This is a genomic window from Allokutzneria sp. A3M-2-11 16 (assembly GCF_024213555.1).
Classification (GTDB): Bacteria; Actinomycetota; Actinomycetes; order Mycobacteriales; family Pseudonocardiaceae; genus Allokutzneria.
Genome location: NZ_JANAVO010000002.1, coordinates 87,805 through 110,101, shown reverse-complemented (window position 1 = coordinate 110,101; position 22,297 = coordinate 87,805). Strand labels below are relative to the sequence as shown.

Annotated in this window: 19 protein-coding genes; 8 read left to right on the top strand and 11 right to left on the bottom strand. The window is 69.9% G+C overall.

Features of this window, described 5'->3' with window-relative positions; translation table 11 throughout:
• The first annotated feature begins 43 nt into the window (after positions 1–43).
• Genes NLX83_RS18650 through NLX83_RS18635 form a run of 4 tightly spaced genes read left to right on the top strand, consistent with a single transcriptional unit; the run spans position 44 to position 8,812 of the window.
• On the top strand, positions 44–748 hold the full coding sequence (locus NLX83_RS18650; protein WP_254236360.1) for a VOC family protein: 705 nt from the start codon (positions 44–46) through the stop codon (positions 746–748).
• Positions 745–5,283 (top strand): non-ribosomal peptide synthetase, encoded by a 4,539-nt coding sequence (locus tag NLX83_RS18645; protein ID WP_254236359.1) that lies wholly within the window; start codon positions 745–747, stop codon positions 5,281–5,283. Before NLX83_RS18650 ends, NLX83_RS18645 begins: the two co-directional genes overlap by 4 nt.
• Positions 5,280–7,064 carry an ABC transporter ATP-binding protein gene (locus tag NLX83_RS18640; protein WP_254236358.1) on the top strand — a complete coding sequence of 595 codons (1,785 nt, stop codon included), beginning with the start codon at positions 5,280–5,282 and terminating at the stop codon, positions 7,062–7,064. Before NLX83_RS18645 ends, NLX83_RS18640 begins: the two co-directional genes overlap by 4 nt.
• Positions 7,061–8,812: an ABC transporter ATP-binding protein gene (locus tag NLX83_RS18635; RefSeq protein WP_254236357.1), complete on the top strand. Its 1,752-nt coding sequence runs from the start codon at positions 7,061–7,063 to the stop codon at positions 8,810–8,812. Before NLX83_RS18640 ends, NLX83_RS18635 begins: the two co-directional genes overlap by 4 nt.
• Here the strand turns inward: NLX83_RS18635 and NLX83_RS42410 are convergent.
• On the bottom strand, positions 8,724–9,203 hold the full coding sequence (locus tag NLX83_RS42410) for a hypothetical protein (RefSeq protein ID WP_441296812.1): 480 nt from the start codon (positions 9,201–9,203) through the stop codon (positions 8,724–8,726). The genes NLX83_RS18635 and NLX83_RS42410 overlap by 89 nt on opposite strands.
• Between NLX83_RS42410 and NLX83_RS42405 the strand changes: the two genes are divergently transcribed.
• Positions 9,097–9,351 carry a hypothetical protein gene (locus tag NLX83_RS42405; RefSeq protein ID WP_441296815.1) on the top strand — a complete coding sequence of 85 codons (255 nt, stop codon included), beginning with the start codon at positions 9,097–9,099 and terminating at the stop codon, positions 9,349–9,351. The two genes, NLX83_RS42410 and NLX83_RS42405, sit on opposite strands and share 107 nt — an antisense overlap.
• 33 nt (positions 9,352–9,384) lie before the next feature.
• On the opposite strand, the gene NLX83_RS18625 is transcribed toward NLX83_RS42405, so the two are convergent.
• A complete protein-coding gene (locus NLX83_RS18625) occupies positions 9,385–9,723 on the bottom strand; it encodes an HIT family protein (protein ID WP_254236356.1) in 339 nt (112 codons plus the stop codon).
• Positions 9,720–11,150 (bottom strand): ATP-binding protein, encoded by a 1,431-nt coding sequence (locus tag NLX83_RS18620; RefSeq protein ID WP_254236355.1) that lies wholly within the window; start codon positions 11,148–11,150, stop codon positions 9,720–9,722. The genes NLX83_RS18625 and NLX83_RS18620 overlap by 4 nt, the downstream gene beginning before the upstream one ends.
• Before the next feature lie 98 nt (positions 11,151–11,248).
• Here NLX83_RS18620 and NLX83_RS18615 point away from each other — a divergent pair, with 98 nt between their 5' ends.
• Entirely contained in the window at positions 11,249–12,343 is a 1,095-nt protein-coding gene (locus NLX83_RS18615; protein WP_254236354.1) for a pyridoxal-phosphate-dependent aminotransferase family protein, read from the top strand.
• A 146-nt stretch (positions 12,344–12,489) separates the two neighbouring features.
• Here NLX83_RS18615 and NLX83_RS18610 read toward each other — a convergent pair whose 3' ends face one another.
• Together NLX83_RS18610 and NLX83_RS41900 are read right to left on the bottom strand one after the other, a co-directional pair.
• Positions 12,490–13,620, bottom strand: a complete 1,131-nt coding sequence (locus tag NLX83_RS18610; RefSeq protein WP_254236353.1) for a C45 family peptidase — start codon at positions 13,618–13,620, stop codon at positions 12,490–12,492.
• Position 13,621: 1 nt separating this feature from the next.
• Positions 13,622–14,158, bottom strand: coding sequence for a GNAT family N-acetyltransferase (locus NLX83_RS41900; protein WP_254236352.1), 537 nt, complete (start codon positions 14,156–14,158; stop codon positions 13,622–13,624).
• 105 nt (positions 14,159–14,263) lie between these two features.
• Here NLX83_RS41900 and NLX83_RS18600 point away from each other — a divergent pair, with 105 nt between their 5' ends.
• On the top strand, positions 14,264–15,157 hold the full coding sequence (locus NLX83_RS18600; RefSeq protein WP_254236351.1) for a TetR/AcrR family transcriptional regulator C-terminal domain-containing protein: 894 nt from the start codon (positions 14,264–14,266) through the stop codon (positions 15,155–15,157).
• 35 nt (positions 15,158–15,192) lie between these two features.
• On the opposite strand, the gene NLX83_RS18595 is transcribed toward NLX83_RS18600, so the two are convergent.
• The 3 genes from NLX83_RS18595 to NLX83_RS18585 are packed head-to-tail and all read right to left on the bottom strand — an operon-like array spanning position 15,193 to position 18,030.
• Positions 15,193–16,803, bottom strand: coding sequence for an alkaline phosphatase D family protein (locus tag NLX83_RS18595; RefSeq protein WP_254236350.1), 1,611 nt, complete (start codon positions 16,801–16,803; stop codon positions 15,193–15,195).
• A gap of 53 nt (positions 16,804–16,856) precedes the next feature.
• Positions 16,857–17,339 carry an RICIN domain-containing protein gene (locus NLX83_RS18590; protein WP_254236349.1) on the bottom strand — a complete coding sequence of 161 codons (483 nt, stop codon included), beginning with the start codon at positions 17,337–17,339 and terminating at the stop codon, positions 16,857–16,859.
• A 58-nt stretch (positions 17,340–17,397) separates the two neighbouring features.
• Positions 17,398–18,030: a uridine kinase family protein gene (locus tag NLX83_RS18585; protein ID WP_254236348.1), complete on the bottom strand. Its 633-nt coding sequence runs from the start codon at positions 18,028–18,030 to the stop codon at positions 17,398–17,400.
• Positions 18,031–18,259: 229 nt separating this feature from the next.
• Between NLX83_RS18585 and NLX83_RS18580 the strand changes: the two genes are divergently transcribed.
• Positions 18,260–19,633: a replication-associated recombination protein A gene (locus NLX83_RS18580; protein WP_374118771.1), complete on the top strand. Its 1,374-nt coding sequence runs from the start codon at positions 18,260–18,262 to the stop codon at positions 19,631–19,633.
• Between the two features lie 114 nt (positions 19,634–19,747).
• Here the strand turns inward: NLX83_RS18580 and NLX83_RS18575 are convergent, their stop codons facing one another.
• From NLX83_RS18575 to NLX83_RS18565, 3 genes are read right to left on the bottom strand one after another with little or no spacing between them, the layout of a single operon-like run.
• Positions 19,748–20,203: a hypothetical protein gene (locus NLX83_RS18575; RefSeq protein ID WP_254236347.1), complete on the bottom strand. Its 456-nt coding sequence runs from the start codon at positions 20,201–20,203 to the stop codon at positions 19,748–19,750.
• The gene (locus tag NLX83_RS18570) at positions 20,200–21,606 is read right to left on the bottom strand and encodes an ATP-binding protein (RefSeq protein WP_254236346.1); all 1,407 of its coding nucleotides are present in this window, start codon (positions 21,604–21,606) and stop codon (positions 20,200–20,202) included. The genes NLX83_RS18575 and NLX83_RS18570 overlap by 4 nt, the downstream gene beginning before the upstream one ends.
• Positions 21,607–21,612: 6 nt before the next feature.
• Positions 21,613–22,290: a response regulator gene (locus tag NLX83_RS18565; protein ID WP_254236345.1), complete on the bottom strand. Its 678-nt coding sequence runs from the start codon at positions 22,288–22,290 to the stop codon at positions 21,613–21,615.
• Positions 22,291–22,297: the final 7 nt, after the last annotated feature.

Below are 22,297 nucleotides of genomic sequence, written 5' to 3'. Positions count from 1 at the left end.
TAACTAGTCTAGCTGCGTGGATGTCAAGAAAGGGATTTTCGTCATGCTGAGGACGAGTCACGTCCTGTGTCGAGTGGACGACATTCACGAGGCTGTCAGGAATTTCGCGGATCTGGGGTTCTCGGTGAGCTGGGGAAGTGATCCGAAAAAGGCGCACAATGCGCTGATCTGGTTTTCCGAGGGTCCGTTCATCGAGTTCTTCGAGTTCCCGTCGAAGCTCGCGCCGCTGCGCTGGCCGGTCGCGCTCCGCTTCGGCGCGGGCATGGGGAAGCGGCTGCACAAGTGGTCCAGGCCGGGGAAGGGCTGGCGCGACCTCGCGCTGGAGACCGACGACACCGACCTGACCACGACGCGCGCCCAGCTCGCCACGCGAGGTGTCGACGTCTCGCGGATCTTCCGCAACGGCCGCACTCGCCCGGACGGCCGGCGCGTGCGCTACCAGATGCTCGCCCCGACCCTGGTCGAACTGCCGTTCGTCGTCTCCTCCTACGACCCGCCGCAGCGTCCTGCCGAAGTCGTGCATCCCAATGGTGCCACCGGGATCGCGGCCATCCGCTACGGCGTCAGCCGTGCGCAGCGACCGCACTTCGATCGCTTCGTCCGCGCCGACCGGTGGCTGAGACCCGAACCCGCGCTGACGACCGGCGTCATCGGCGTGCAGTTGCACGGCCTCCGCGCCGAGCTCGACCCGGCGAAGTTGCACGGAACCGTTCTCACCCCCGCATCCGTTGAGGAGTCCCAGTCGTGACCACGCCAGAAACCCTTGTCGCCGACCTCAACCGCGCGGGCGTGAAGCTGTGGGCGGAAGACGGCAAGCTTCGCTACCGAGCACCCAAGGGCGTGCTCACCGGCGACCTCCTCGAAGCTCTCCGCGCGGGCAAGGATGCTGTGATTTCCTTGCTGCAGAATGAAAGCGCCGCGATCGTTCCAGATCGTGGAGCGCGCAACGAGCCGTTCCCGCTGACCGATGTCCAGGCCGCTTACCTGCTCGGCCGCAACGACGCTTTCGGCTTCGGAGGCGTCGCGTGTCACGTCTACGTCGAGGTGAGCTATCCGTCGCTGGACGAAGACCGGTTAACGGCCGCGTGGAACCGCCTCATCGAACGACACGACATGCTGCGCGCAGTGATCTCCACCGACGGCTACCAACGCGTGCTTCCCGAGGTGCCCAAGGTGAGCGTTCCCGTCACCGATCTCCGCGGTCTCCCGAACGCACAGTCCACTTTGGACGCGATTCGGGAGGAGTTCGGCCACCACGTCTACGACACCACGCAGTGGCCGTTGTTCGACCTGCGCGCGACGCGGACCGACGAGCACGCCGTGCTGCACGTGTCCTTGGACTTCCTCATCGCGGACTGGGCCAGCATCGCGATGTTGCTGGGGGAGTTGGAGGCCCTGCACGCCGATCCGGAGCGCGAGCTGCCCGAGCTGGAGATGCAGTTCCGGGACTACCTGGTCACCGAGCTGAAGATGCGGGAAACCGGTCACTACCAGCGTGATCGCGACTACTGGACCGCACGGCTGGACGAGCTGCCGCCCGCGCCGGACCTGCCGATGGACCAGCGTGCGCAGGAGCCGTCGTTCTCCCGCAATCAGCTCCGGCTGACCGCTCCCCAGTGGGAGGAGTTCAAGCGCCGCACGCAGAGCCGGGGTCTCACGCCGTCGTCGACCGTGCTTTCCGCCTACGCGGCAGTGATCGAGCGGTGGAGCCAAGCGTCGCGGTTCTCCCTCAACCTCACCGTGCTCAACCGCCTGCCGCTGCACCCCCAGGTGCACGAGGTGGTCGGCGACTTCACCTCGGTCAACCTCCTCGCGGTGGACTGGAACACCGGCAGGACCTTCGCCGAGCGCGCCGCGGTGATCGGCGCGCAGCTCTTCGACGACCTGGATCACCGGCTGTACTCCGGTGTCGAGGTGATCCGGGAGCTGGCGCGGCGCCGGGGCCGGGAAGCCGCGCTCATGCCGATCGTGTTCACCAGCGCGATCGGCATCGGCAGCACGATGACCGGCTGCTTCGACGGGTTCGGCATCACCCAGACCCCGCAGGTGTTCATCGACTGCCAGGCCATGGACGACGCGGACGGCCTGCGGGTGAACTGGGACATCCGCGACGGAGTCTTCCCCGATGGTCTTGTCGACGACATGTTCGAATCCTTCGAGTCGCTGCTGCTCCGCCTCGCCACGTCCGATGACGCATGGGACGGCGCAGCTCTTGAGTTGCCGAGCTGGCAAGTTGAGGAACGCCGCGCGGCCAATGCCACCGCCGCACCGCTCCCGGACGCCCTGCTGCACCAAGAGGTCTTCGCACAGGCAGCGCGGACTCCCGCCCGGGTGGCGGTGATCGACCCGCGCGGCTCGGTGACCTACGCCGACCTCGTGGCCCGTGCCAATGCTGTCGCGGTTGCCCTGCGCGCCGCGGGATGCGAGCCGGGCGAGCGGGTGGCGATCGTGATGGACAAGGGGATCGAGCAGGTCAGCGCCGTGCTTGGCACGCTGCTCGCGGGCGCGGTCTACCTCCCCGTGGACACCGTCCAGCCCGTGCTCCGCCGCGAGGCGATCCTGCGCGACGCCGAGGTCCGGCACGTGCTGACCCAGTCCTGGGTGGGTCCGGGCATCCACGTCGATGTCCTGAAACCCATTGGCAGCCCCATCGAGGTCACTCCTGGCGACCCGGACGCCGCCGCGTACGTGATCTACACGTCGGGTTCGACCGGCAAGCCCAAGGGCGTCGTGATCAGCCACCGCGCCGCTCTCAACACCATTGTGGACATCAACTCGCGCTTCGGGATCACCGCCGACGACCGGGTGCTCGGCGTCGCCAACCTCGGATTCGACCTGTCTGTCTACGACATCTTCGGCCCGCTGTCGCTCGGTGCGGCCCTGGTCTACCCGGACGCAGCTCGTCGCGCGGACCCCTCGCACTGGGCGAACCTGGTGGCGCAGCACGGAGTCACCTTGTGGAACTCGGTGCCCGCGTTGATGCAGATGCTGTTGACCTATCTCGATTCCGAGCTGCCCACGCTGAGGCTCGCGCTCCTCTCCGGTGACTGGATTCCGACCACCCTCCCCGCCGAGGCCGCAACGCGCTTGCCAGGCATGGAGCTGATCAGCCTCGGTGGTGCGACCGAGGCGGCGATCTGGTCGAACTACCACCGCATCGACGGTGTTCCTGAGGGCTGGCACAGCATTCCCTACGGGAAGCCGCTGGCCAACCAAGGCTTCCGCGTCCTCGACACCGGGATGCAGGACTGTCCTGTATGGACTGTCGGCGAGCTGTTCATCAGCGGCGCTGGGCTCGCGCAAGGCTATCTCGGCGATCCGGAGACCACGGCCCACCGGTTCGTCACGCACAACGGCGAGCGTCTGTACCGCACCGGTGACCTCGGGCGCTACCGGCCCGGCGGGGACATCGAGTTCCTGGGGCGAGCCGACACGCAGGTCAAGATCCGCGGCCACCGCATCGAACTCGGCGAGATCGAGGCCGCGCTCGTGGAGCACCCGGCGATCGCCTCTGCCGGAGTTGTCGTTGCGGACGGCGCGTTGTTCGGCGTCGTCGAGACCGCGCGCGTCGAGCCACTGTCCACAGACGACTCACGACTGATCCGTATCGCCAGCGCTGCCCGATCCACTGACCACGCGATCGCGGCCGTGCTGTACCGCGCGGCTGTCGCCTCCGATCGTCCACTTCGGATTCTGGAACTCGGCCGCCTTCGCGATGAGGTCGTGGATGTGCTGGCCGGATTGGACGCCGACTACCGGTTGGGTGTGCTCGATGTCGACCTCGACTACCGCGCACAGGGCTTCGCTCCCAACACCTTCGACGCCATCGTGGCGACCTCGTTCAGTAGCGCGTTCGTCGACCTCCTGGTGCCCGGCGGGTGGCTCGTCGTCAACGGTGAGCGGCCTTGGGAGGACTCCGTCCTGGAACTGCCGGAGCTGTTCGTCAAGCGCGTGAGAACCGACCGCGCGCGGGTGACGACCGCTGAGCTGGCCGACTTCCTCGCGTTGCGCCTGCCGGAGCACATGATCCCCGGCGAACTCCAGGTCGTGGACGCACTTCCCTTGACCGGCAACGGGAAGGTGGACCGCCGCACGCTCCAGGCATGGCGGCCGACTCCTGTGGGGGATGTCGCGGCGGAGGTTCCGGAGAACGAGCTGGAGGAGGCACTGGCGAAGCGCTGGGCCGAGGCGTTGCAGATCCCGGTGATCGGGCGCACGGAGAGCTTCTTCACCAGGGGAGCCGACTCGCTGATCATGGCGCGCATGGCCGGACGGCTGCGTGAGGAGCTGCCCGAGGCGGAGCCGGTGCCGTTCGACACCCTGCTGCGACAACTGCTGAACGAGCCGACCGTGGCGCAGCTCGCCGCGTTCCTGCGCCGCAAGGCAGAGCCCGAGATCGTCACCGCCAGCGGGAGCAACGCGGCCCTGGTTCCCTTCAGCACCAATGGTGATGGCCCGGTCCGAGTGCTGTTCCACGCCGGGCTGGGCACGATGGAGTGCTTCCGTCCGCTCGCCGCGCGCCTGGTGGAGCAGGACCAGGGCCCAGTGCTCGGCATCGCGATCGCCGACACCGACGTGTATCTCGCGCTCGATCCGTCCGATGTGGTGGGCAGGTTGGCCGACGACTACACCGAACGCCTGCTCGCCGAAGGGCACACGCGGTTCCAGCTCATCGGTTACTGCCTCGGCGGCATGTTCGCCACGGAGGTCGCGCGTCGGCTGGCGGAGCGCGGCATGGAGGTCGAAGACCTCGTTCTGGTGAGCAGTCACCTGGTTTCCTTCGACATCCAGGACGACCTGATGTTCGAGACGTTGTTCGTGCCGAACCTCGGCATCACGCTCGACCAGATCGGCTTCGGCTCGGTCGACCCCCAGGCCGTGTCGGAGGCGTTCCCGAAGCTGGTGCGCGACAACGACGGTCGCGTTCCGGAGGGTTCGCTCGCGCAGTTCGACCCGTTCTTCGCCCGGCTCGGCGCGCTCAGCCAGGAGGAGCGCTTCGCCCGCTACGCCGAAGCCGCCTCGATGCTGCCGGAGATGGCCATCGGCATGTTCCGTGTCTTCAAGCAGAGCTTCCAGTCCGCGCGCTTCGTCCCGCCGCCCTACGTCGGCGACATCAGATTCCTTTGTCCTGCAACGACCTTGGCGCCGGGCATGACCGAACAGATGCTGGAGTTCTGGCGTGAGGTCTGCCTCGGCGACTTCACCGTGTCCAATGTGGATGGCAATCACTTCTCCTGCATGAACGAACCGCTCGTTCAGCAGGTCGCGGAGGATCTGAAGTGAGCAACAGCGGTATGAAGCCGGTTTCCGACCTGGTTGCTCTCTCGCCCGGAGTGCGCGGTCAGCTCACGCGGGCGTTGGCGCTCGGGGCTCTCGGTGGTGCCGCGGGTGTGGCGGGCTACGTCTGCGTCGCCATGGCGGTCGGTGAGCTGTTCGCGGCGCAACCCTCCGCGTCGGCGCTCGCATGGTGGATCAGCTTCGCTTTGGTGGGGCTCGTGGTCTCGTTCGGTTCGCGGTGGCTGGCCGAGCAGGTCGCCCACCACGCGAGCTTCGAACTCGAAGTGGTGCTCCGGCGCCGCCTTGCCGACGCATTGGCGAAGATGCCCCTCGGAGTGGTGCAGCGCCTGGGCTCCGGGCGGATCAAGAAGGTCATGCAGGACGACGTGGCGGCGCTGCACAACGTCGTGGCTGACGCCATGCCGTTCTTCGGAGCCGTTGCCGCGCAACCGATCGCCGCTCTCATCGCGCTCGGAGTCGTGCAGTGGAAGCTGCTTCTCGCCGTCCTGCTGGTGGTGCCGGTGGCGATGATCTCCTTCTCGTTGATGGCCCGCGACTACGCGGCTCAGCGCGCCAAGTACAACGACGCCAACGAGAACGTCAACGCCGCTGTCGTGGAGTTCGTCCAGGGCATGCCCGTGGTCCGCACCTTCGACGACGGCCGCACGTCCTTCCGGCGCTTCACCGACGCGGTGGAGGCGTTCACGGCGGCCATCGGCGCGTGGACCGCGACATCGCGCACCGCCTCGGTGTTCAACAAGCTCGTGATCGTGCCGCTGCCCACGCTGCTCGTGATCGCCGCGGCAGGCGTGCCGATGCTGGCCACGGAGTGGATAACCGCGCCGGAGTTGTTGCTGGGCTTGCTGATCGGAGCGATGCCGATCGAGGCGATCTCGCCGCTGATGCACCTGACCAACTACGTCAACGACTCCAAGGCCGGAGCTGTGCGGATCAACGAACTGCTCGCGATCCCGCCACTGCCCGAGCCGTCCTCCCCGAAGGCACCTCAGGGCTCGGCCGTGTCGCTCACCGGCGTGACCTTCAGCTACTCCACCGATCGGGGCGCCCCCGTCCTGTCCGAAGTGGACATCGAGATTCCCGCGGGCTCCGTGTGCGCGCTGGTCGGCCCGTCCGGCTCCGGGAAGTCCACTGTGGCCAGGCTCATCCCGCGCTTCTACGACGTGGAAGCGGGTTCTGTGAGCGTCGGCGGTGTGGACGTCCGCGAGATGCGGAGCGATGTCCTGCTCCAACACGTGGCGTTGGTGTTCCAGGACCCGTTCCTGGTCGAAGGCACGGTCGCGGAGAACATCCGCCTCGGCAAGCCGGGCGCCACCGATGAAGAAGTGCGGGCCGCAGCACGTGCCGCCGCCGCGCACGACTTCATCGTCACCGAGCTCCAGGACGGCTACGACAGCCAGGTCGGCGAGCGCGGCGGACGGCTCTCCGGCGGGCAGCGCCAACGCGTCACCATCGCGAGGGCGATCCTTTCCGACGCCCAGGTCGTCGTGCTCGACGAGGCCACCGCGTTCACCGATCCGGAGAGCGAGGCCGCGATCCAGGACGCCATCGCCCGCCTCACCAAGGGCCGCACGGTCCTGGTGATCGCGCACAGACTGTCCACTGTGGTCGATGTGGACCAGATCGTCGTGCTGGACGGCGGAAAGGTCGTCGAGCGCGGCAAGCACGCCGAACTGGTCGCCGCGAACGGGCGCTACGCCGCGCTGTGGGCTCGACACGAACAGGCTTCCAGCTGGGGTCTGACTGGCAGTAAGGAAGTGAAGCTGTGAAGCGCATTCGGCGTCTCATGATGCTGGCCGCGGGCCCGTACGCGCCGCAGTTCCGGGCCACCCTCCGCATCTCGGTGATCGCCTCGTTGGTGCAGGCGGCGGCCTACGCGGTCTTCATCCCGTTGCTGGCCGCTTTGTCGGCCGGGCGCTTTGGCGAGGCGTGGTCGTGGGTCGGTGCGCTCGCCGCCCTTGTGGTCATCGAAGGCGCGCTTCGCGTGCGGGAAGGCGCGTTCACCTACGACTACTGGCACCTGGTCACGGGCGCCACGCGAACCCGGCTCGGTGACCGGCTTAGGTCGATGCCGCAACAGGAACTCAACCGCCGTGCCGCCGGTGACCTGACCACAGTGGTCGGCAGCAACGTCACCAGCGCGGCGACCGGGATCTCCTCGTTCTCAACCCTTTTCGTCCAGCTGGTCACCGTTCCCGCGTTGCTCGGCGTCGTCGTGCTCGTCGTGGACTGGCGCCTCGGCCTGGTGCTCGTGGCGGCGACGATCGCCGCCATTCCCTTGGTGCGCAAGCTCCGCGCTCTGTCCAACGCGGGATTCCGCCGTGTGGACGAGGCGAACGCGGGGGCGGCCAGCCGGATCGTCGAGTACGTCCAGGGTTTGCCGGTCTTCAAGGCCACCGGACAGGCGGGCGCGGACTCCGAACGGCTCGTGTCGGTGTTCACGCACCAGCAGGAGGCGAACGCGGTCTCCAACCGATCGGCCTCGGTTCCCGTTGCGGCGCTTCAGTTCCTCGTCCAGGTCGCAGTGGTGGCACTCGTAACGCTTGGCGCGTCGTTCGTGCTCGACGCGCGCTTGTCGTTGCCGCTGCTGCTCGCCGTCGTGGTGACCGCAGCCCGCTTCGCCGAGCCCCTTGGCGCCGCCGTCACGATGACCAAGCTCTTCGAGATGTCCGAGGCCGCGCTGAGCCGCATCGGTTCCGTGCTCGCCGTCGAACCGCTCCCCGTGCGCCCGGGCGGGACCGCACCGACGTCCTTCGACATCACTTTCGACAAGGTCGGCTTCACCTACGACGGCCGCACGTCACCCGTGCTGCACGAGGTCGATCTCGTTGTCCCCCAACGGAGTCTGACCGCGCTCGTGGGCCCCTCCGGCTCCGGTAAGACCACCGTCACCAAGCTGATCACCCGCTTCGCCGATCCCCAGTCCGGTGTGATCCGGCTCGGCGGCGTCGATGTCGGTTCCCTCGAACCCGCCGAGCTGCTGCGCCACATCGCCGTGGTGTTCCAGGACGTCTACCTGTTCGACGACACGATCCTGGCCAACATCGCGATGGGCCGCCCCGACGCCACCGAAGAAGAGATCATCGCCGCCGCCCGCGCGGCGAACGTGCACGCGTTCATCTCGCGGTTGCCGCAGGGCTACCGGACGCGGGTCGGCGAGATCGGCTCCGCGCTCTCCGGTGGAGAACGCCAGCGCATCTCCATCGCCCGCGCCATCCTCAAGGACGCCCCCGTGGTGCTGCTCGACGAGCCGACGGCTGCGCTCGACACCGAGTCCGAAGTCGTTGTGCAGCAGGCCATCGACAACCTGGTCCGCGGCAAGACCGTCGTGGTCATCGCGCATCGACTGTCCACTGTGGTCGGCGCAGATCAGATCCTGGTGATCGACGGCGGCACTGTCGCGCAACGCGGCACGCACGAAGAACTGATCACTCGCCCCGGCCGCTACGCCGACATGTGGTCCGCCCAACTCCGCGCCCGCGATTGGCAACTCCCCGCCCAACCCGCGTCACCGTAGCTAGAGAACTTAACCGGTCTTCAAGACCCCCCGACCCCATCCCCAGACGTCTCAAACGACGTCGAACTCCTCCGGCCGCGGAGGGTTCGGTGTGGTTTGAGACGTGTTGGGCGGGGGTTGGTAGGACTTGAAGACTGTGGAACCCACGGCCCGGGGTGGTTATGCGGTCTGGCGTTCGGCGCGTTGCTGGATGAGCTGCTCGACGGCGGTGGGCAGGGTCGTCTCGAAGTCGATGAGCTTGGCCCACGTGGGGGTGACCACGGATCTTGGGCGGGTGCACCTCGGTGTCGATCGTCAGCGCGATCGCCGGGTTCGCCCGCAGGGACGGCAGTTTCGGCGCGTTGGTGCTGGTGCACATGACGATCTCCGAGCCGTTCCAGGTGAAAGCGATCGGGACGGTCCGGGGCGTGCCGTCCTTGGCCACGTACGCGAGGCGGGTGATGTCGCGGGCCAGCAGCTCCTGGCTGCCCGGACGGTTCAGGACCTCGATGACCTCGTTGTGCAGCATGGTTCGCCTCCTGTGTCGTAGTCGCTCCTGACCCTGGGACGGAGCCGAGGCCGCGTTCTCGACATCAGGTTGTCCATGGCAGCGCCAAACCGTCCTCGGCCTCGCGCGGCACCACGTGAACGTGCAGGTGGAACACGGTTTGCGTCGCGTCGGCCCCCTTCGAGGTGATCAGGTTCGCCGCCGGGAGGCGGGCCATCAGCTCGGCGGCGCGGCGCATCACGGCGGCCGTCACGTCCGGGTCGGTGCCCGCGTCCTGGACGTGCACGCGCGGCAGCACGAGGACGTGCCCGTCGTTGACCCCGCCGTGCGGGCGGATCGCGATGGCGTCCTCCCACTCCGCGAGCACGGTCGCGGGGGCGCGCCCGGCGACGATGGAACAGAACACGCAGTTCTCCATGCTCATGACTCCCAAGCGTTGACGATGTCGTCCGGTCCCCAGACGAGGTCCAGTCCCTCCGCGTCCACACCGGAGAGCGACACGGCGACCAAGCCGCTGCTGTACCCGGGTACCCGAGGTGCGGCCTTGATGAGCGCGGCGAGGTCGTGCTTGTCGAACGGCGCGGACAGCCACTTGATCGAACCGACGAAGTGGACGGTCCTGGCGACGGGCGCGCGGTCGCACCCCACCAGGTCGAGTTCGGGGTCGAACTGCCGGTTCCACCAGCCGCCCACGGCCTCGACCTCCTCCCACGGCAGGTCTCCGGCCGCCGCGGCGAGTTCGAGTGCTTGTCGCACAAGCGGTTCGACGGCCTTGCCGCGCCAGCTCGACCAGTGCCGCCGCACGCGACGGAACACCGCCGACGCGGGGAGACCGCGCCGCACCAGCTCCGAGGCCGACCGCAGCGCCGCGAGGTAGAGCCGCAGGCTGGAGTCGTCGACGCGGTACAGGGCGGGCTTGCCTGGCTGGGTCGACAGCGGGGAGTCCGCGACGAGCACCCGCTTCTCGTCCACGAGCCGTCGCAGCAGCGGCGACAGCACCCCGGACGGCAGGTCGGCCCGTCCCCCGGCCGCCGCGGCGATGTTGGCGTGGGTGCGCTCGCCGCTGCCAACGGCTTCGAGGACGCGGCGGGACCGGTCGGGCGCGGGGAACTCCGCCATCAGCGTCGCCTCGGGGACGCTGAACAGCGGCGACGCCGGATCGGCGCACTCCTGCTTGATGAAGTCCAGCGCGGGGGTGCCGCGCGGCCACGCCCGCAGGATGCCGGGCAGGCCACCGGAGACCAGGTGGGCGTCGATGGCGTCGGCCGGGCCGAGACCGAGCGCGCGCCCGGTCTCGGCGGGGTTGAGCGGCCCGAGCGCCATGGTGTCCGCGCGCCCGAAGAACGGCCGGTCGTAGGCGGTGAGCCGCTCCATCATGTGGATGTCGCTGCCGAGCAGCACCAGCAGCACGGGCTTGGGGGAGAGCAGCCGGTCCCACGCCGTCTGCAACGCGTCGTCGAAGCGCTCGTCCTGCTCGGCCAGCCAGGGCAGCTCGTCCAGCACGACGACGACGGGCCGGTCCGGCAGCACCGACGCGAGCACGCGGAAGGCGTCGGCCCAGTTCCCGGTGGCCTCGCCGGGGATCAGCTCGTGGTCGACGGGCAGGTCCGACTCCCGCAGCTCGGCGAGGAAGGCCGTCACCGCCTCGACGGGCGAGGCGCCCTTCGTCGCGGTGAAGAACAGGTACGGCACCTCGGCGCGCCCGCAGAACTCCTGGACCAGGCGGGACTTGCCCACCTGGCGGCGCCCCCTGATCGCCAGGGCCCTCCCGCCCCCCGTGGTGCCGACGCGCTCCAGGCGCTTGCCGAGGAGGTCGAGCTCGGTCGCACGACCGACGAAACGCGTCGCCATGGGCGCACCTCCGTAGCTCACATCTAAAGTAGCTCAGATCTACGTAGATTCAATCTACCTAAAATGTGCCGACAGGGTGCGCCGGTTAGGGTGCGTGCATGCCTCTGCTCGATCGCGTGTTGCTGGGTCCCGGTCCGTCCAACCCGTACCCGGAGGCGACGCTCGCCCTCGGCGCGCCGTTGCTCGGCCACCTCGACCCCGAGTTCCTGCGGTTGCTGGACGAGACCTGCGCGCGGCTGCGCACCGTGTGGGGCACCGCCAACCGGCGGACGCTGCCGCTGTCGGGCACCGGGTCCATCGGCATGGAGGCCGCCTTCGCCAACACCGTGCGCAAGGGCGACGTCGCGGTCATCGCGGTGAACGGCCTGTTCGGCGAGCGGATGTGCGACGTCGCCGGGCGCTACGGCGCCGAGGTGGTCCGTGTCGACCACGAGTGGGGGCAGCCGGTCGACCCGCAGCGGGTGCTCGACGCGCACCCGAGGCCCGCGATCGTCGCGGCCGTGCACGCCGAGACCTCCACCGGAGTGCGCAGCGACATCGCCGCGCTCGGCGCCGCCGTCCGCGCTCGGGACGAGGGCGTGCTGGTGATCGCCGACTGCGTGACCTCGCTGGCGGGCTCGCCGGTGCTCGTCGACGACTGGGGTGTCGACCTGGCCTATTCCGGGACGCAGAAGTGCGTCGGGGTCTCGCCGGGGCTGGCGCCGTTCACGGTGTCCGAGCGGGCGTGGGCGCGGCGGGTGCCGCACCCGCCGACCTGGTACCTCGACCTGGGGCTGATCGGCGACTACGTCAGCGGCGGCGCGGGCGGCGGCCGGACCTACCACCACACGGCGCCGGTCGCGATGATCGCCTCGCTGCACGCCGGGCTGGGCCGGGTGCTGGAGGAGGGGCTGCCCGAGGTCTTCGAGCGGCACCGCCGCGTCGGCACGGCCCTGCAGAACGGCCTTGAGGAGATGGGCCTGAAGCTCTTCGCCGCCGAGGGCCACCGGCTGTCCCAGCTGACCTCGGTGTGGGTGCCGGACGGAGTGGACTCGGCGGCCGTCCGCAAGCGCCTGCTGGAGGAGCTCGGCATCGAGATCGGCGCGGGCGCCAAGGAGTTCGCCGCGACCGTCTGGCGGATCGGCCTGATGGGCCACAACGCCAGGCCCGAGCGGGTCGAACTCCTCCTCGGCGCTCTCCGCAAGGTGCTCTAGCGGGTTCCCCGGTCTTCAAGTACCCCCCACCCCCTCCCCAGCGATCGCAAACCGCCCCCAACCTCCCCGGAGCCTCGCGGGGGTTGGGGGCGGTTTTCGGTGATCGTTTGGAGGGTTCGTGGGACTTGAAGACCGCCCGACCTCGGTCAGCAGGTGAAGGCGAGCTCGTCGGTGTAGCGGTCGTCGGCGAGGTAGAAGCGCGCCGCCAGGGTGCGCTCGCCGAGGTCGAACACCGAGCGCCACAGGGTCCGGATCGGGTAGGGCACCTCGGCGCCGACCGCGTCGAAGTTCACGGAGTCGATCGCCGCGCGCACACCCGGCCCGGACAGCACGGCGTTCGTCTCCTTGCTGAGCCTGCGATGGCGCTCATAGGTCAGCATCGTCTCCTCGTTGTCGGCCGGGAGCTCGCCGGAGTGCTTGTGCAGCAAGTGGTTCGTCACGCACAGGGCACCGCCGCCACCGTCGGTGATGTGCTCGTCCCCGCCCGCGCCGCGCTCCCACACGAAGCAGTCACCGCTGGCGTCGGCGATCAGGTAGTGCAGCGGTGTGCCCAGGTCGTACTGCTTCGCGCCGAGCAGCGCCGCCCTGGCCTCCTCCGCCGTCGCACAGGTGTCCAGGACGAACCGGGGCAGCTGGATGCTGGAGAGCCCGACCTGCGGCCCCGCGGCGATCGGCTCGCCCGTCGTCTCCGCATCGGCGATCAGCAGCACCACCGCGAGACCGTGCTCGTTGATCCCGTCCATGCAGCCGTCCAGCGTGTCCATCGTGATCAACGTGGTCGCGGGACCGTCAGTCGGCTTGCTGCGCACCACGAACGGCCGCGACGCCATCGGCGGTTCGGACCCGCCGGTCGGCTGGCCGCCGCTGAGCATCGCGAACAGATCCGCCGCGCTCGTGGTGAAGAAGTCGTAGTTGCGGCCGAGCAGTCCCCGACCCTCCGAAGTCGCGCTCGGCGGGAGGAACGTCGCGGAGCACGCCGACCCGTTCGGCACGCCGCTGAGACCGTCCACATAGTACTCATCAGCCTCGAAATCCAGTCCCAGAGCCAAAGCCGCGCCACGCATCCGCTCGTGGTGCTGCGGCCAGTTCCGCTCGAACCACAGCCGCCGCGCGCGGACCGTGCGCCGGTCGGCCGGTTGCGGGCGCCAGCCGTAGGAGCGCGCCGCCTCCTCCGCCAGCGCGCGGCCGATCTCCACCTGCGTGCCCGCGACGGCCAGCTCCCGCACGATCATGAAGTCCGCGTTCGTGCCCGCGAGAATTTCCCTCCGCACAGCCATTTCAGTTCTCCTTCCACATGGGCCACACGGTGGGCCCGCTGGGCAACGTGATTGGTTCGTCGGTGAGCCGAAAGCCGTGGCGCTCGTACAGCGGCACGTTGCGCGCCGAACTCGCCTCCAGGTAGACGGGGACGTCGGCGCGCCGCAGTCGCTCCGCGAGCAGCCTGCCGCCGAGCCCTCGCCCCTGTTTTCCTTGTGCGACACCGATGAACGCCAAGTACAGGTGATCGCGCTCCGTGGAATGGCCGCGCGCCAACACCTCCACCAGTGTCCGCAAGCGCGGGGGCAGCTCCTCCTCCGGTCCTGGAGCCATGTCCTGGCCTGCCTCGACGGGGAGCCACACCGCCGCCGCACCGTCGTCGAGCACGGCCAGTTCGTCCGCCGCCGCGGAAATCTCGACCAGTGGGGCGAACACGCGTGCCACCGAAGCCCGCCGCTGCTCGATCGGACCGGGGAACACCCATTCGACCACCGGGTCCGTCACGAAGGCATCGCACAGGATCTCCGTGGCGCGCTGCGTACGCTGTATCGAACTCACACCACAGACTGTGCCGACGCTCGCGCGCACATCGCAATGAAACGAAGGGCTTCCGGTGCAAAACCCCAGGTCGACCCGGTCGACTGTACTAGTACACTTTGCCTCGTGAACCCGCCGTACCGACGCATTGCCGCCGCCATCAGAGCCCGCATCGAGGCGGGCGAACTGCTCCCCGGCGAGCGCGTTCCCTCCACGAGGGCGCTCACCCGCGAATGGGGCGTCGCGATGGCGACGGCGACCAAGGCGCTCGACCTGTTGCGGCAGGAAGGCTTGGTGGAAGCCCATCCTGGCGCGGGGACCGTGGTGCGCACCACGGGGGCGAAGCCGCGCCGCGAGCCACCGCCCGGCCAGACCCTGACCCGGTTCCGCATCACCACGACGGCCATCCGCGTCGCCGACGCCGAAGGGCTGGAAGCGGTCTCGATGCGCAGGCTCGCCACGGAGCTGGCGGTGGGGCCGATGTCGTTGTACCGGCACATCGCGGGCAAGGAAGAACTCGTGCACCTCATGCTGCGCCAGGTCTTCCGCACCAGGCCGCTGCCGGACCCACCGCCCCGGGGCTGGCGGGAGCGGCTCAACGTCGTGTGCCGGTTGCAGTGGGCGCTCTACCGCGCGCACGCCTGGCTGCCGGAGCTGATCTCGGTGACGCGGCCGCTGCTCATCCCCGAAGCCATGCTGCACACCGAATGGACGATGGAAGCCTTGCACGGCCTGCGGTTGACGAAGGAGGAGCAAGCGCGGGAAGCGTTGACGCTGCCCGCTTTCGTGCGCGGCCTCGCGCTGTCGGGAGCAGCGGAACAGGCCGCGGTGCGGGCGAGCGGCATGACCACCGGCCAGTGGTGGCTGGAACACGAGGCCGAGGTGCAGGCACTGTTCGCCTCGGGCAGGTTTCCCCGCCTGGCCACGCTGACCACCGGGATTCCGGAGAACTTGGACGCGCTGTTCGAGCACGCCCTCCGTCGTCACCTCGCGGGCATCGAGGCCCGGCTGCGCGAGTGAAGGGGAGGCGCCGGGAACAGCGCCTCCCCGAGCCCTCACGCGTGGTTGACCTCCTCGACGCGCTGGGTCCCGTTGCGGACCCGGAAGGACTTCGCGAGGTGCGCCGAGCTGTCCGGTTTGGCCCGGTCGGCGAGGAAGTACCAGTCCATCCGCACCGAGGACGGCGTCACGTCCAGCACAGCGGCCCCGTGCGAGTCGTACTCCACCCACTTGACGTGCCGGTTGAGCCCGCGCAGCGCCTTCTCCGCGATCACCGCGGCGGTGCGCGGCGGGACGTGCAGGATGTCGTCGATGTTGTCGGAGGTCACCGACGGGCAGACCAGTTCCGTGGCCAGCGACGGGCTCAGCGGGTACATCCCGGCGTCGGCCGGGATGTCGCAGGCCCACGAGGAGTGCACGTCGCCGGTGAGGAACACGGTGTTGGTGACCTTGTTGTGCGCCAAGGCCGACAGCAGCTTGCGGCGGTCGGCGGTGTAGCCGTCCCACTGGTCGGTGAACACCACGCCGCCCTCCGCGGGCAGGCCCAGCAACGACAGCAGCGGCCCCAGGATGTGCGACGGCAACGGCGGGATCAGCGTCGGCGAGATCATCACCGGGTTGCCGACGAACTTCCACCGCGCAGTTGACGAGACCAGGCCGTCGACCAGCCAGTTCAGCTGCTCGCCACCGGCGAGCGAGCGCTTCGGGTCGTCAACTTCCCCGGATAGGATTCTCACCTGCTTGGACCGGTGGGAACGCAGGTCCAACATCGAGAGTTCGGCGAGCCTGCCGAAGCGCAGCTTGCGGTAGAGCCGGTCGCCGGTGTTGCGCACGGGCATCCACTCGAAGTACGCCCTGCGGGCCGCGGCGCGGCGGGTCGCCCAGTCGCCCTCGGTCTCCGGGTCGTGGTTGCCCGCTCCGCCCGACCAGGCGTTGTTCGCGACCTCGTGGTCGTCCCAGGTGATCGTCCACGGCACGGCCGCGTGCAGCTGCCTCAGGTGCGGGTCGGTCTTGTACTGGGCGTGGCGCTTGCGGTAGTCCGCCAGCGTCAGCACCTCGCGCGCCGGGGTGTGCGGGCGCACGGCGTAGCCGACCGGGAACTCGCCGGGCCCGTGCTCGTAGAGGTAGTCGCCGAGGTGCACGACCAGGTCCAGGTCGCCGCGCTCGGCGAGCACGCGGTACGCCGCGAAGTGCCCTGCCTGCCAGTTCGAGCAGGACACCACGCCGAAGCGCAGGTGCTGCACGTCGGCGTCCGCCGCGGGCGCCGTTCGCGTCGTGCCGACGCCGGAAAAGGCTTCGTTGAGCCGGAACCGGTAGTAGTAGGTGGTCGCGGGGCTCAGCCCGGTCGCGTCGACCTTGACCGTGTGGTCCCGGCCGGGGCCGGTCGCCGCGGTACCGCTGACGGCCACCTCGGTGAACGCCGGGTCCGCGGAGACCTGCCACTGCACATCGACGTCGGGACCGACGCCGGAGCCGGGGACCGACTCCGGCGTCGGTGTGACGCGGGTCCACAGCAACACCGTGGTGGGCAACGGATCACCCGAGGCCACGCCGTGCTGGAAGACCTCGCCGGACCGCGCGGTCGCGGGCAGGGCCGTCAGGCTGGCCGCGCCGACCGCGAGGCCCGTGGCGCGCAGGAGAGTACGCCGATCGAGAGGGATGCTCATGTTTCTGGCGTACCGGCAACCCGGGCGCTGAGGGAAGTCCGACGATCAGGTACTCAGGAGAACTCGTGCCAGTGCTGCGCGGCGTTGTTCGGGTCGCAGTGCCACAGCTGGATGTCCTGGTCCGGGCGGCCGGACGCGCCGCGCACGTCCAGGCACAGGTGGTGGTTCAGCCCGCTCCGCAGCAGCAGGCCGTCGCGGACCCAGCGCTGACCCGCGATGGCGCCGCAGTGCCAGATCTGGATGTCCTGGTCCGGCTGCCCGGCCCCGCCGCGCACGTCCAGGCAGAGGTTGCGGTTGAGGTCGCTGGCCAGGTACTCACCGCGCTTCTCCCAGCGCTGGCCGGGGACGTCGCCGCAGTGCCACAGCTGCATGTCCTGGCCCGCGACCCCGGTCCCGCCGCGGACGTCCAGGCAGAGGCTGAAGTTCAGCCCGGTCCGGTACTTCACCAGCGGGGCGGCCGACGCGGGCAGGGCGAGTCCGGCCAGGGCGATCACCGCGGCGGTGAGCACGGCGGCGACTCGGGAAAGCGAACGCATCTCGATCTCCTTCGGTTGGTGGTCCACCCCGAAGGTGTTCGATCTTGATGAACGATGTTCAGCTGACCTTTTCGTTGCCCCACAAGGCATTCTTAGAGGCAAGTAGGCGCAGTTCCGCTCGCGCGGCCGCGGGTTTCGTGCGCCGCATCCCCGCCGCGACGCACCGCTGCACCACCTGCGGCTGCTCCCGCCACAACCGCACGCCCCTGCGCAGCAGCACCGGTACCGGCTTGCGCGCCTCGGCCACGTCGCGGGCGAACCGGCGCGCGGCGGTCAGCGACGCCGACGGCGCGAGGACGAGCGCGTCGGCCAGCACCCCGGCCTCGCGGCAGCCGTCCACGATGCGGTCGGCGAAGAGCCCCTCGGCGATGAACAGCGGCGAGCTGTCGACGGCGACCGTGCGCTCGCCGGAACGGCTGTCGGTGGCGATGTCGTAGATCGGCGCCCGCACCCGGCCGGACTCCGCCAGTTCGGTGATGGCGGCGACGGCGTCCTCGCCGTTCCACGCCTCGGGGTGGTCCCAGTCCACGGCTCCGGTGTCGTCCCGGGGCAGGCGCGGGTCGCGGCCCTCGCGGTAGAAGTCGTCCAGCCGGAGCACGGGCCAGCCCAGGTGGGCGGCGAGGGTGGACTTCCCGGAGCCGGACGGACCGGCCAGCAACACGACGCGCGCGCGAACGGTGGAAGACGACACGGGGAACAATTCTCGCACGTCGGCACGCGATTCCGACACCGCAGCCCCCTCCTGGCTCGCGCACGTTCCCCCGTCTTCAAGTACCCCCGACCCCGGCCCCAGCGGTCGCAAACCGCACCCAACCGGTTAGGTGCGGTTTGCGACCGCTGGGCGGGGGGTGCGTGGTACTTGAAGACGCCCCTACCTCGTGCGGCGGAGAGTGTCGGTGCGGGGCGGTAGCGTCCAGGGCGTGAACGACGCACTCTTCGACGGTGGTCTCTCGGGACAGGAGGGGCTGTTCGGGCAGGAGGTGGCTGAGCGGGCGGAAGAGCAGATCGCCGCGAACGCGCCGCTGGCCGTGCGGATGCGGCCCCGCTCGCTCGACGAGGTGGTGGGGCAGCAGCACCTGCTCGGCCCCGGTGCGCCGCTGCGCAGGCTGGTCGAGGGTGCCGCGCCCGCTTCCGTGCTGCTCTACGGGCCGCCGGGGACCGGCAAGACCACCCTGGCCACGCTCGTCTCCAAGGCGACCGGGCGGCGTTTCGTCGCGCTGTCCGCGTTGTCGGCGGGCGTGAAGGAGGTGCGGTCGGTGATCGAGGAGGCCCGCCGCCGCCTCGGCCGGGCCGCCGAGTCCACCGTGCTGTTCATCGACGAGGTGCACCGCTTCTCCAAGACGCAGCAGGACGCGCTGCTCGGCGCCGTGGAGGACCGGGTCGTGCTGCTCGTCGCCGCGACCACGGAGAACCCGTTCTTCTCCGTGGTGTCACCGCTGCTCTCGCGCTCGCTGGTGCTCCAGCTGCGGTCGCTCACCGACGACGACGTGCGCGCGGTGGTGCGCCGGGCCGTCGAGGACGAGCGCGGGCTCGGGGGAGCGCCGACCCTCGCGCAGGACGCCGAGGACCACCTCGTCCGCCTCGCCGCGGGTGACGCGCGCCGGGCGCTGACCGCGCTGGAGGCCGCCGCCGAGTCGGCCAGCTCCACCGGCGCGGCCGAGATCGACCTGCCCACCCTTGAGTCCACTGTGGACAAAGCGGCGGTGCGCTACGACCGCGACGGCGACCAGCACTACGACGTGATCAGCGCGTTCATCAAGTCCATCCGCGGCTCCGATCCCGACGCCGCGCTGCACTACCTCGCGCGGATGATCGAGGCGGGCGAGGACCCGCGTTTCATCGCCCGCCGCCTCGTCGTGCACGCCAGCGAGGACATCGGCATGGCCGACCCCACCGCGCTCCAGGCGGCCGTCGCCGCCGCGCAGGCCGTGCAGCTCATCGGTCTACCCGAAGGACGGCTCGCCCTGGCCCAGGCCACCATCCACCTCGCGACCGCGCCCAAGTCCAACGCGGTGATAGTGGCCATCAACGAGGCGTCCAGCGATGTGCGCAAGGGCGCGGTCGGCCCGGTCCCTCCGCACCTGCGCGACGGCCACTACAAGGGCGCGGAACGCTTGGGCCACGCGCAGAACTACCGCTATCCCCACAACGCGCCCGGCGGAGTCCTCGCGCAGCAGTACGCCCCCGACGAGCTCGTCGGCAAGGACTACTACCGCCCGACCAACCACGGCGCCGAACGCGTGCTCGCCGAGCGCCTCCCCAAGCTCCGCCGCATGACCCGCGACGACCCCTAGCACTCCGCCCTACCCAGAGAGCTCCCGTTTCGTACTCTTAGCGGGAATTAGAGCGCTCCAAAATCCCGACAAGAGTACGAAACGGGCAAAACGGGTGGGGCTGGGGCGGGTGGGTCAGGTCATCGCGGAGCACTCGCGGTACCCGAGGGGGCCTGTGCGGCCGGACAGGAAGAGGCCCAGGTGTTGTTCGGTGGGCGCGAGGGCTCGGACGGCGGTGCACACGAGTTGCTGCACGGCCTCCTCCGGCAAGCCGAGAACGGGGATGGGCACGGTCAGCGTGGTCCCGGACAAAGTGACCCTGCCCGAGGTGAACGGCAGTTTGGTCACCAAACCCGCTGAGCGCTCCGCGTCGGTCGGACCGCCCAGCAGCAGCTCCACCGCCTGGGCCGGAGCGAGGGGCTGGCCGGTGGCGCGGCTCGCGGGCTGCAACTGCTCGCCGGAGAGGAAGTACAGCACCGCGCCCTCACCGCCCGCGGGCAGGATCGGCGCGGGCCCGGCCCGGACGATCTCGGTCGGCCGCACGCCGCACCCGGCCAACAACAACACCACGAGCACCAGAAAGCGCTTCACACCAACACCCCCGGCAACCTGAGCAGGAAGCACGCGCCCCCGCCTTGCCGGTTCCCGGCGGAGAGGGAACCGCCGTGCAGCCGGGCGTTCTCCCGCGCGATCGCCAGGCCGAGCCCGCTGCCCTCGGAGCGCGTCCGCGCCGAATCCGCCTTGTAGAAGCGATCGAACACGTGCGGCAGCACCGATTCCGGCAACCCGGGCCCGCCGTCGCTGACCTCGATCACCACGCCGCCGTCCTCCTGCCACAGCCGTACCAGCACGGGCGGCGCGCCGTGCCGCAGCGCGTTGCCGACAAGGTTGGCCAGCACGATGTCCAGCCGCCGCCGGTCCAGCCGCGCGACCAGGCCCTCCGGCAGCTCGACCTCGACGGAGTCCTGCCAGCCGCGGGCGGCCAGGGTGTCGCGCACAGCGGTGGCGACCTCCCACTCGTCGAGTTCGAGCCCGGCGCGGCCCGCGTCGAAGCGCGAGATCTCCATCAGGTCCTGCACGAGCCGGGACAGCTTGCGCGTCTCCCCGGCGACCAGACGCGCGGCCACCGCGGAGTCCGGCGGCATCCGGTCGGTCTCCTGCTCCAGGATCTCGATCACCGCGGTCATCGCGGTCAACGGCGTCCGCAGCTCGTGCGAGACGTCGGCGACGAAGCGCCGCGCGTCCGACTCCATCCGCCGCAGTTCCCCGACGTTGTGCCGCAACGTGGCCGCCGAGGAGTTGAAGGTGTGCGCCAGCTCGGCCAGCTCGTCACCGCCGCGCACCCGCAACCGCGTGTCGAACTGCCCGTCGGCGAGCCTGCGCGCGGCGACGTTGAGCTCCCGCACCGGGCGGAGCACGCTGCGCGCCGCGAGCAGGGCGATGCCCACCGCGACCAGCAGGGCCAGCGCGCCGGTGACCCACGCCCACATCGCCAGTTTGGAGATGTCGGCCTGCGAACTGGCCAGGCTGATCTGCGCGTAGATCTCCAACCCGGTCGGTTCGACGGCGCCCGCGCTGTTCTGGGTCCGCACGGTCATCCCGATCATCAGGTACGGCGCGGACGCCGACCACAGGCCGCGTTGGAACAGCATCCGGTCGCTGTCGTGCACGGCGGCGCGGAACTCCGTTGGCAGCTCCTCGGTCGGTGGCCCGCCGGTGGAGCGCAGCTCGCGGTAGAACACCGCGACGTAGCCGTTGAGCCTGCGTTGGAGCGCGTCGAGGTCGCGCTGGGTCGGCGGCAGCGGCACGGTCGCCGCGAACGTGCTGACCTGCGTGCGCAGCGTGTCCATGGCCCGGTCCTGGACGCCCTGCAGGATGGTGTTGCGCGCCGACAGGTAGTTCGCGCCGGTGGTGGCGATCACCGCGCCGACCGCGACGGCGGCGAACGCGGCGACCAACCGCAGTCGCAGTCCGACCGACCACCGCCTGTTCACGGCCACCTACAGCCGGTCGAACCGGTAGCCGAAGCCGCGCACCGTGCGCACGTGCCTCGGGCTGCCCGGATCGTCCTCGATCTTGGCCCGCAGCCGCTGCACGCACGCGTCGACCAGCCGCGAGTCGCCGAGGTAGTCGTGGTCCCACACCGCGCTCAGCAGCTGCTGGCGGGACAACACCCGGCCCGGCGTCCTGGTCAGCTCCAGCAGCAGCTTCAGCTCGGTCGGGGTGAGCGCGACCGGCTCGCCGCCCTTCGTGACCACCAGGGCCGTGCGGTCCACGACGAGATCGCCGAAGTGCTCGTCGCTGGCCTGTTGCTCGCTCGCGGCCCGGCGCAGCACGGCGCGGATGCGCGCGTCGAGCACCCTCGGTTCGACCGGTTTGACCACGTAGTCGTCCGCGCCCGCCTCAAGCCCAGCCACCACGTCGAAGTCGTCGCTGCGCGCGGTCAGCACGATGATCGGCAGGTCGCCCTCGGCGCGGATGCGGCGGCAGGTCTCGAAACCGTCGATGCCCGGCAGCATCAGGTCGACGAGCACCAGGTCCGGGCGCTGTTCCCGGAGGAACGCCAGGCCCCGCTCACCGCTGTCCGCCACGTGCACGTCGTGCCCCTGCCTGCGCAGCGAGAGCTGGAGGGCCTCGCGGACGGCACGGTCGTCCTCCACCACCAGGACCATCGCCACGGCGCCC

Coding starts and splice junctions, on each gene's coding strand:
- NLX83_RS18625 (WP_254236356.1), bottom strand. CDS start 9,723: ATGAGCATGGAGAACTGCGTGTTCTGTTCCATCGTCGCCGGGCGCGCC.
- NLX83_RS18610 (WP_254236353.1), bottom strand. CDS start 13,620: ATGGCTGTGCGGAGGGAAATTCTCGCGGGCACGAACGCGGACTTCATG.
- NLX83_RS18615 (WP_254236354.1), top strand. CDS start 11,249: ATGCCTCTGCTCGATCGCGTGTTGCTGGGTCCCGGTCCGTCCAACCCG.
- NLX83_RS18620 (WP_254236355.1), bottom strand. CDS start 11,150: ATGGCGACGCGTTTCGTCGGTCGTGCGACCGAGCTCGACCTCCTCGGC.
- NLX83_RS18595 (WP_254236350.1), bottom strand. CDS start 16,803: ATGAGCATCCCTCTCGATCGGCGTACTCTCCTGCGCGCCACGGGCCTC.
- NLX83_RS18590 (WP_254236349.1), bottom strand. CDS start 17,339: ATGCGTTCGCTTTCCCGAGTCGCCGCCGTGCTCACCGCCGCGGTGATC.
- NLX83_RS18650 (WP_254236360.1), top strand. CDS start 44: ATGCTGAGGACGAGTCACGTCCTGTGTCGAGTGGACGACATTCACGAG.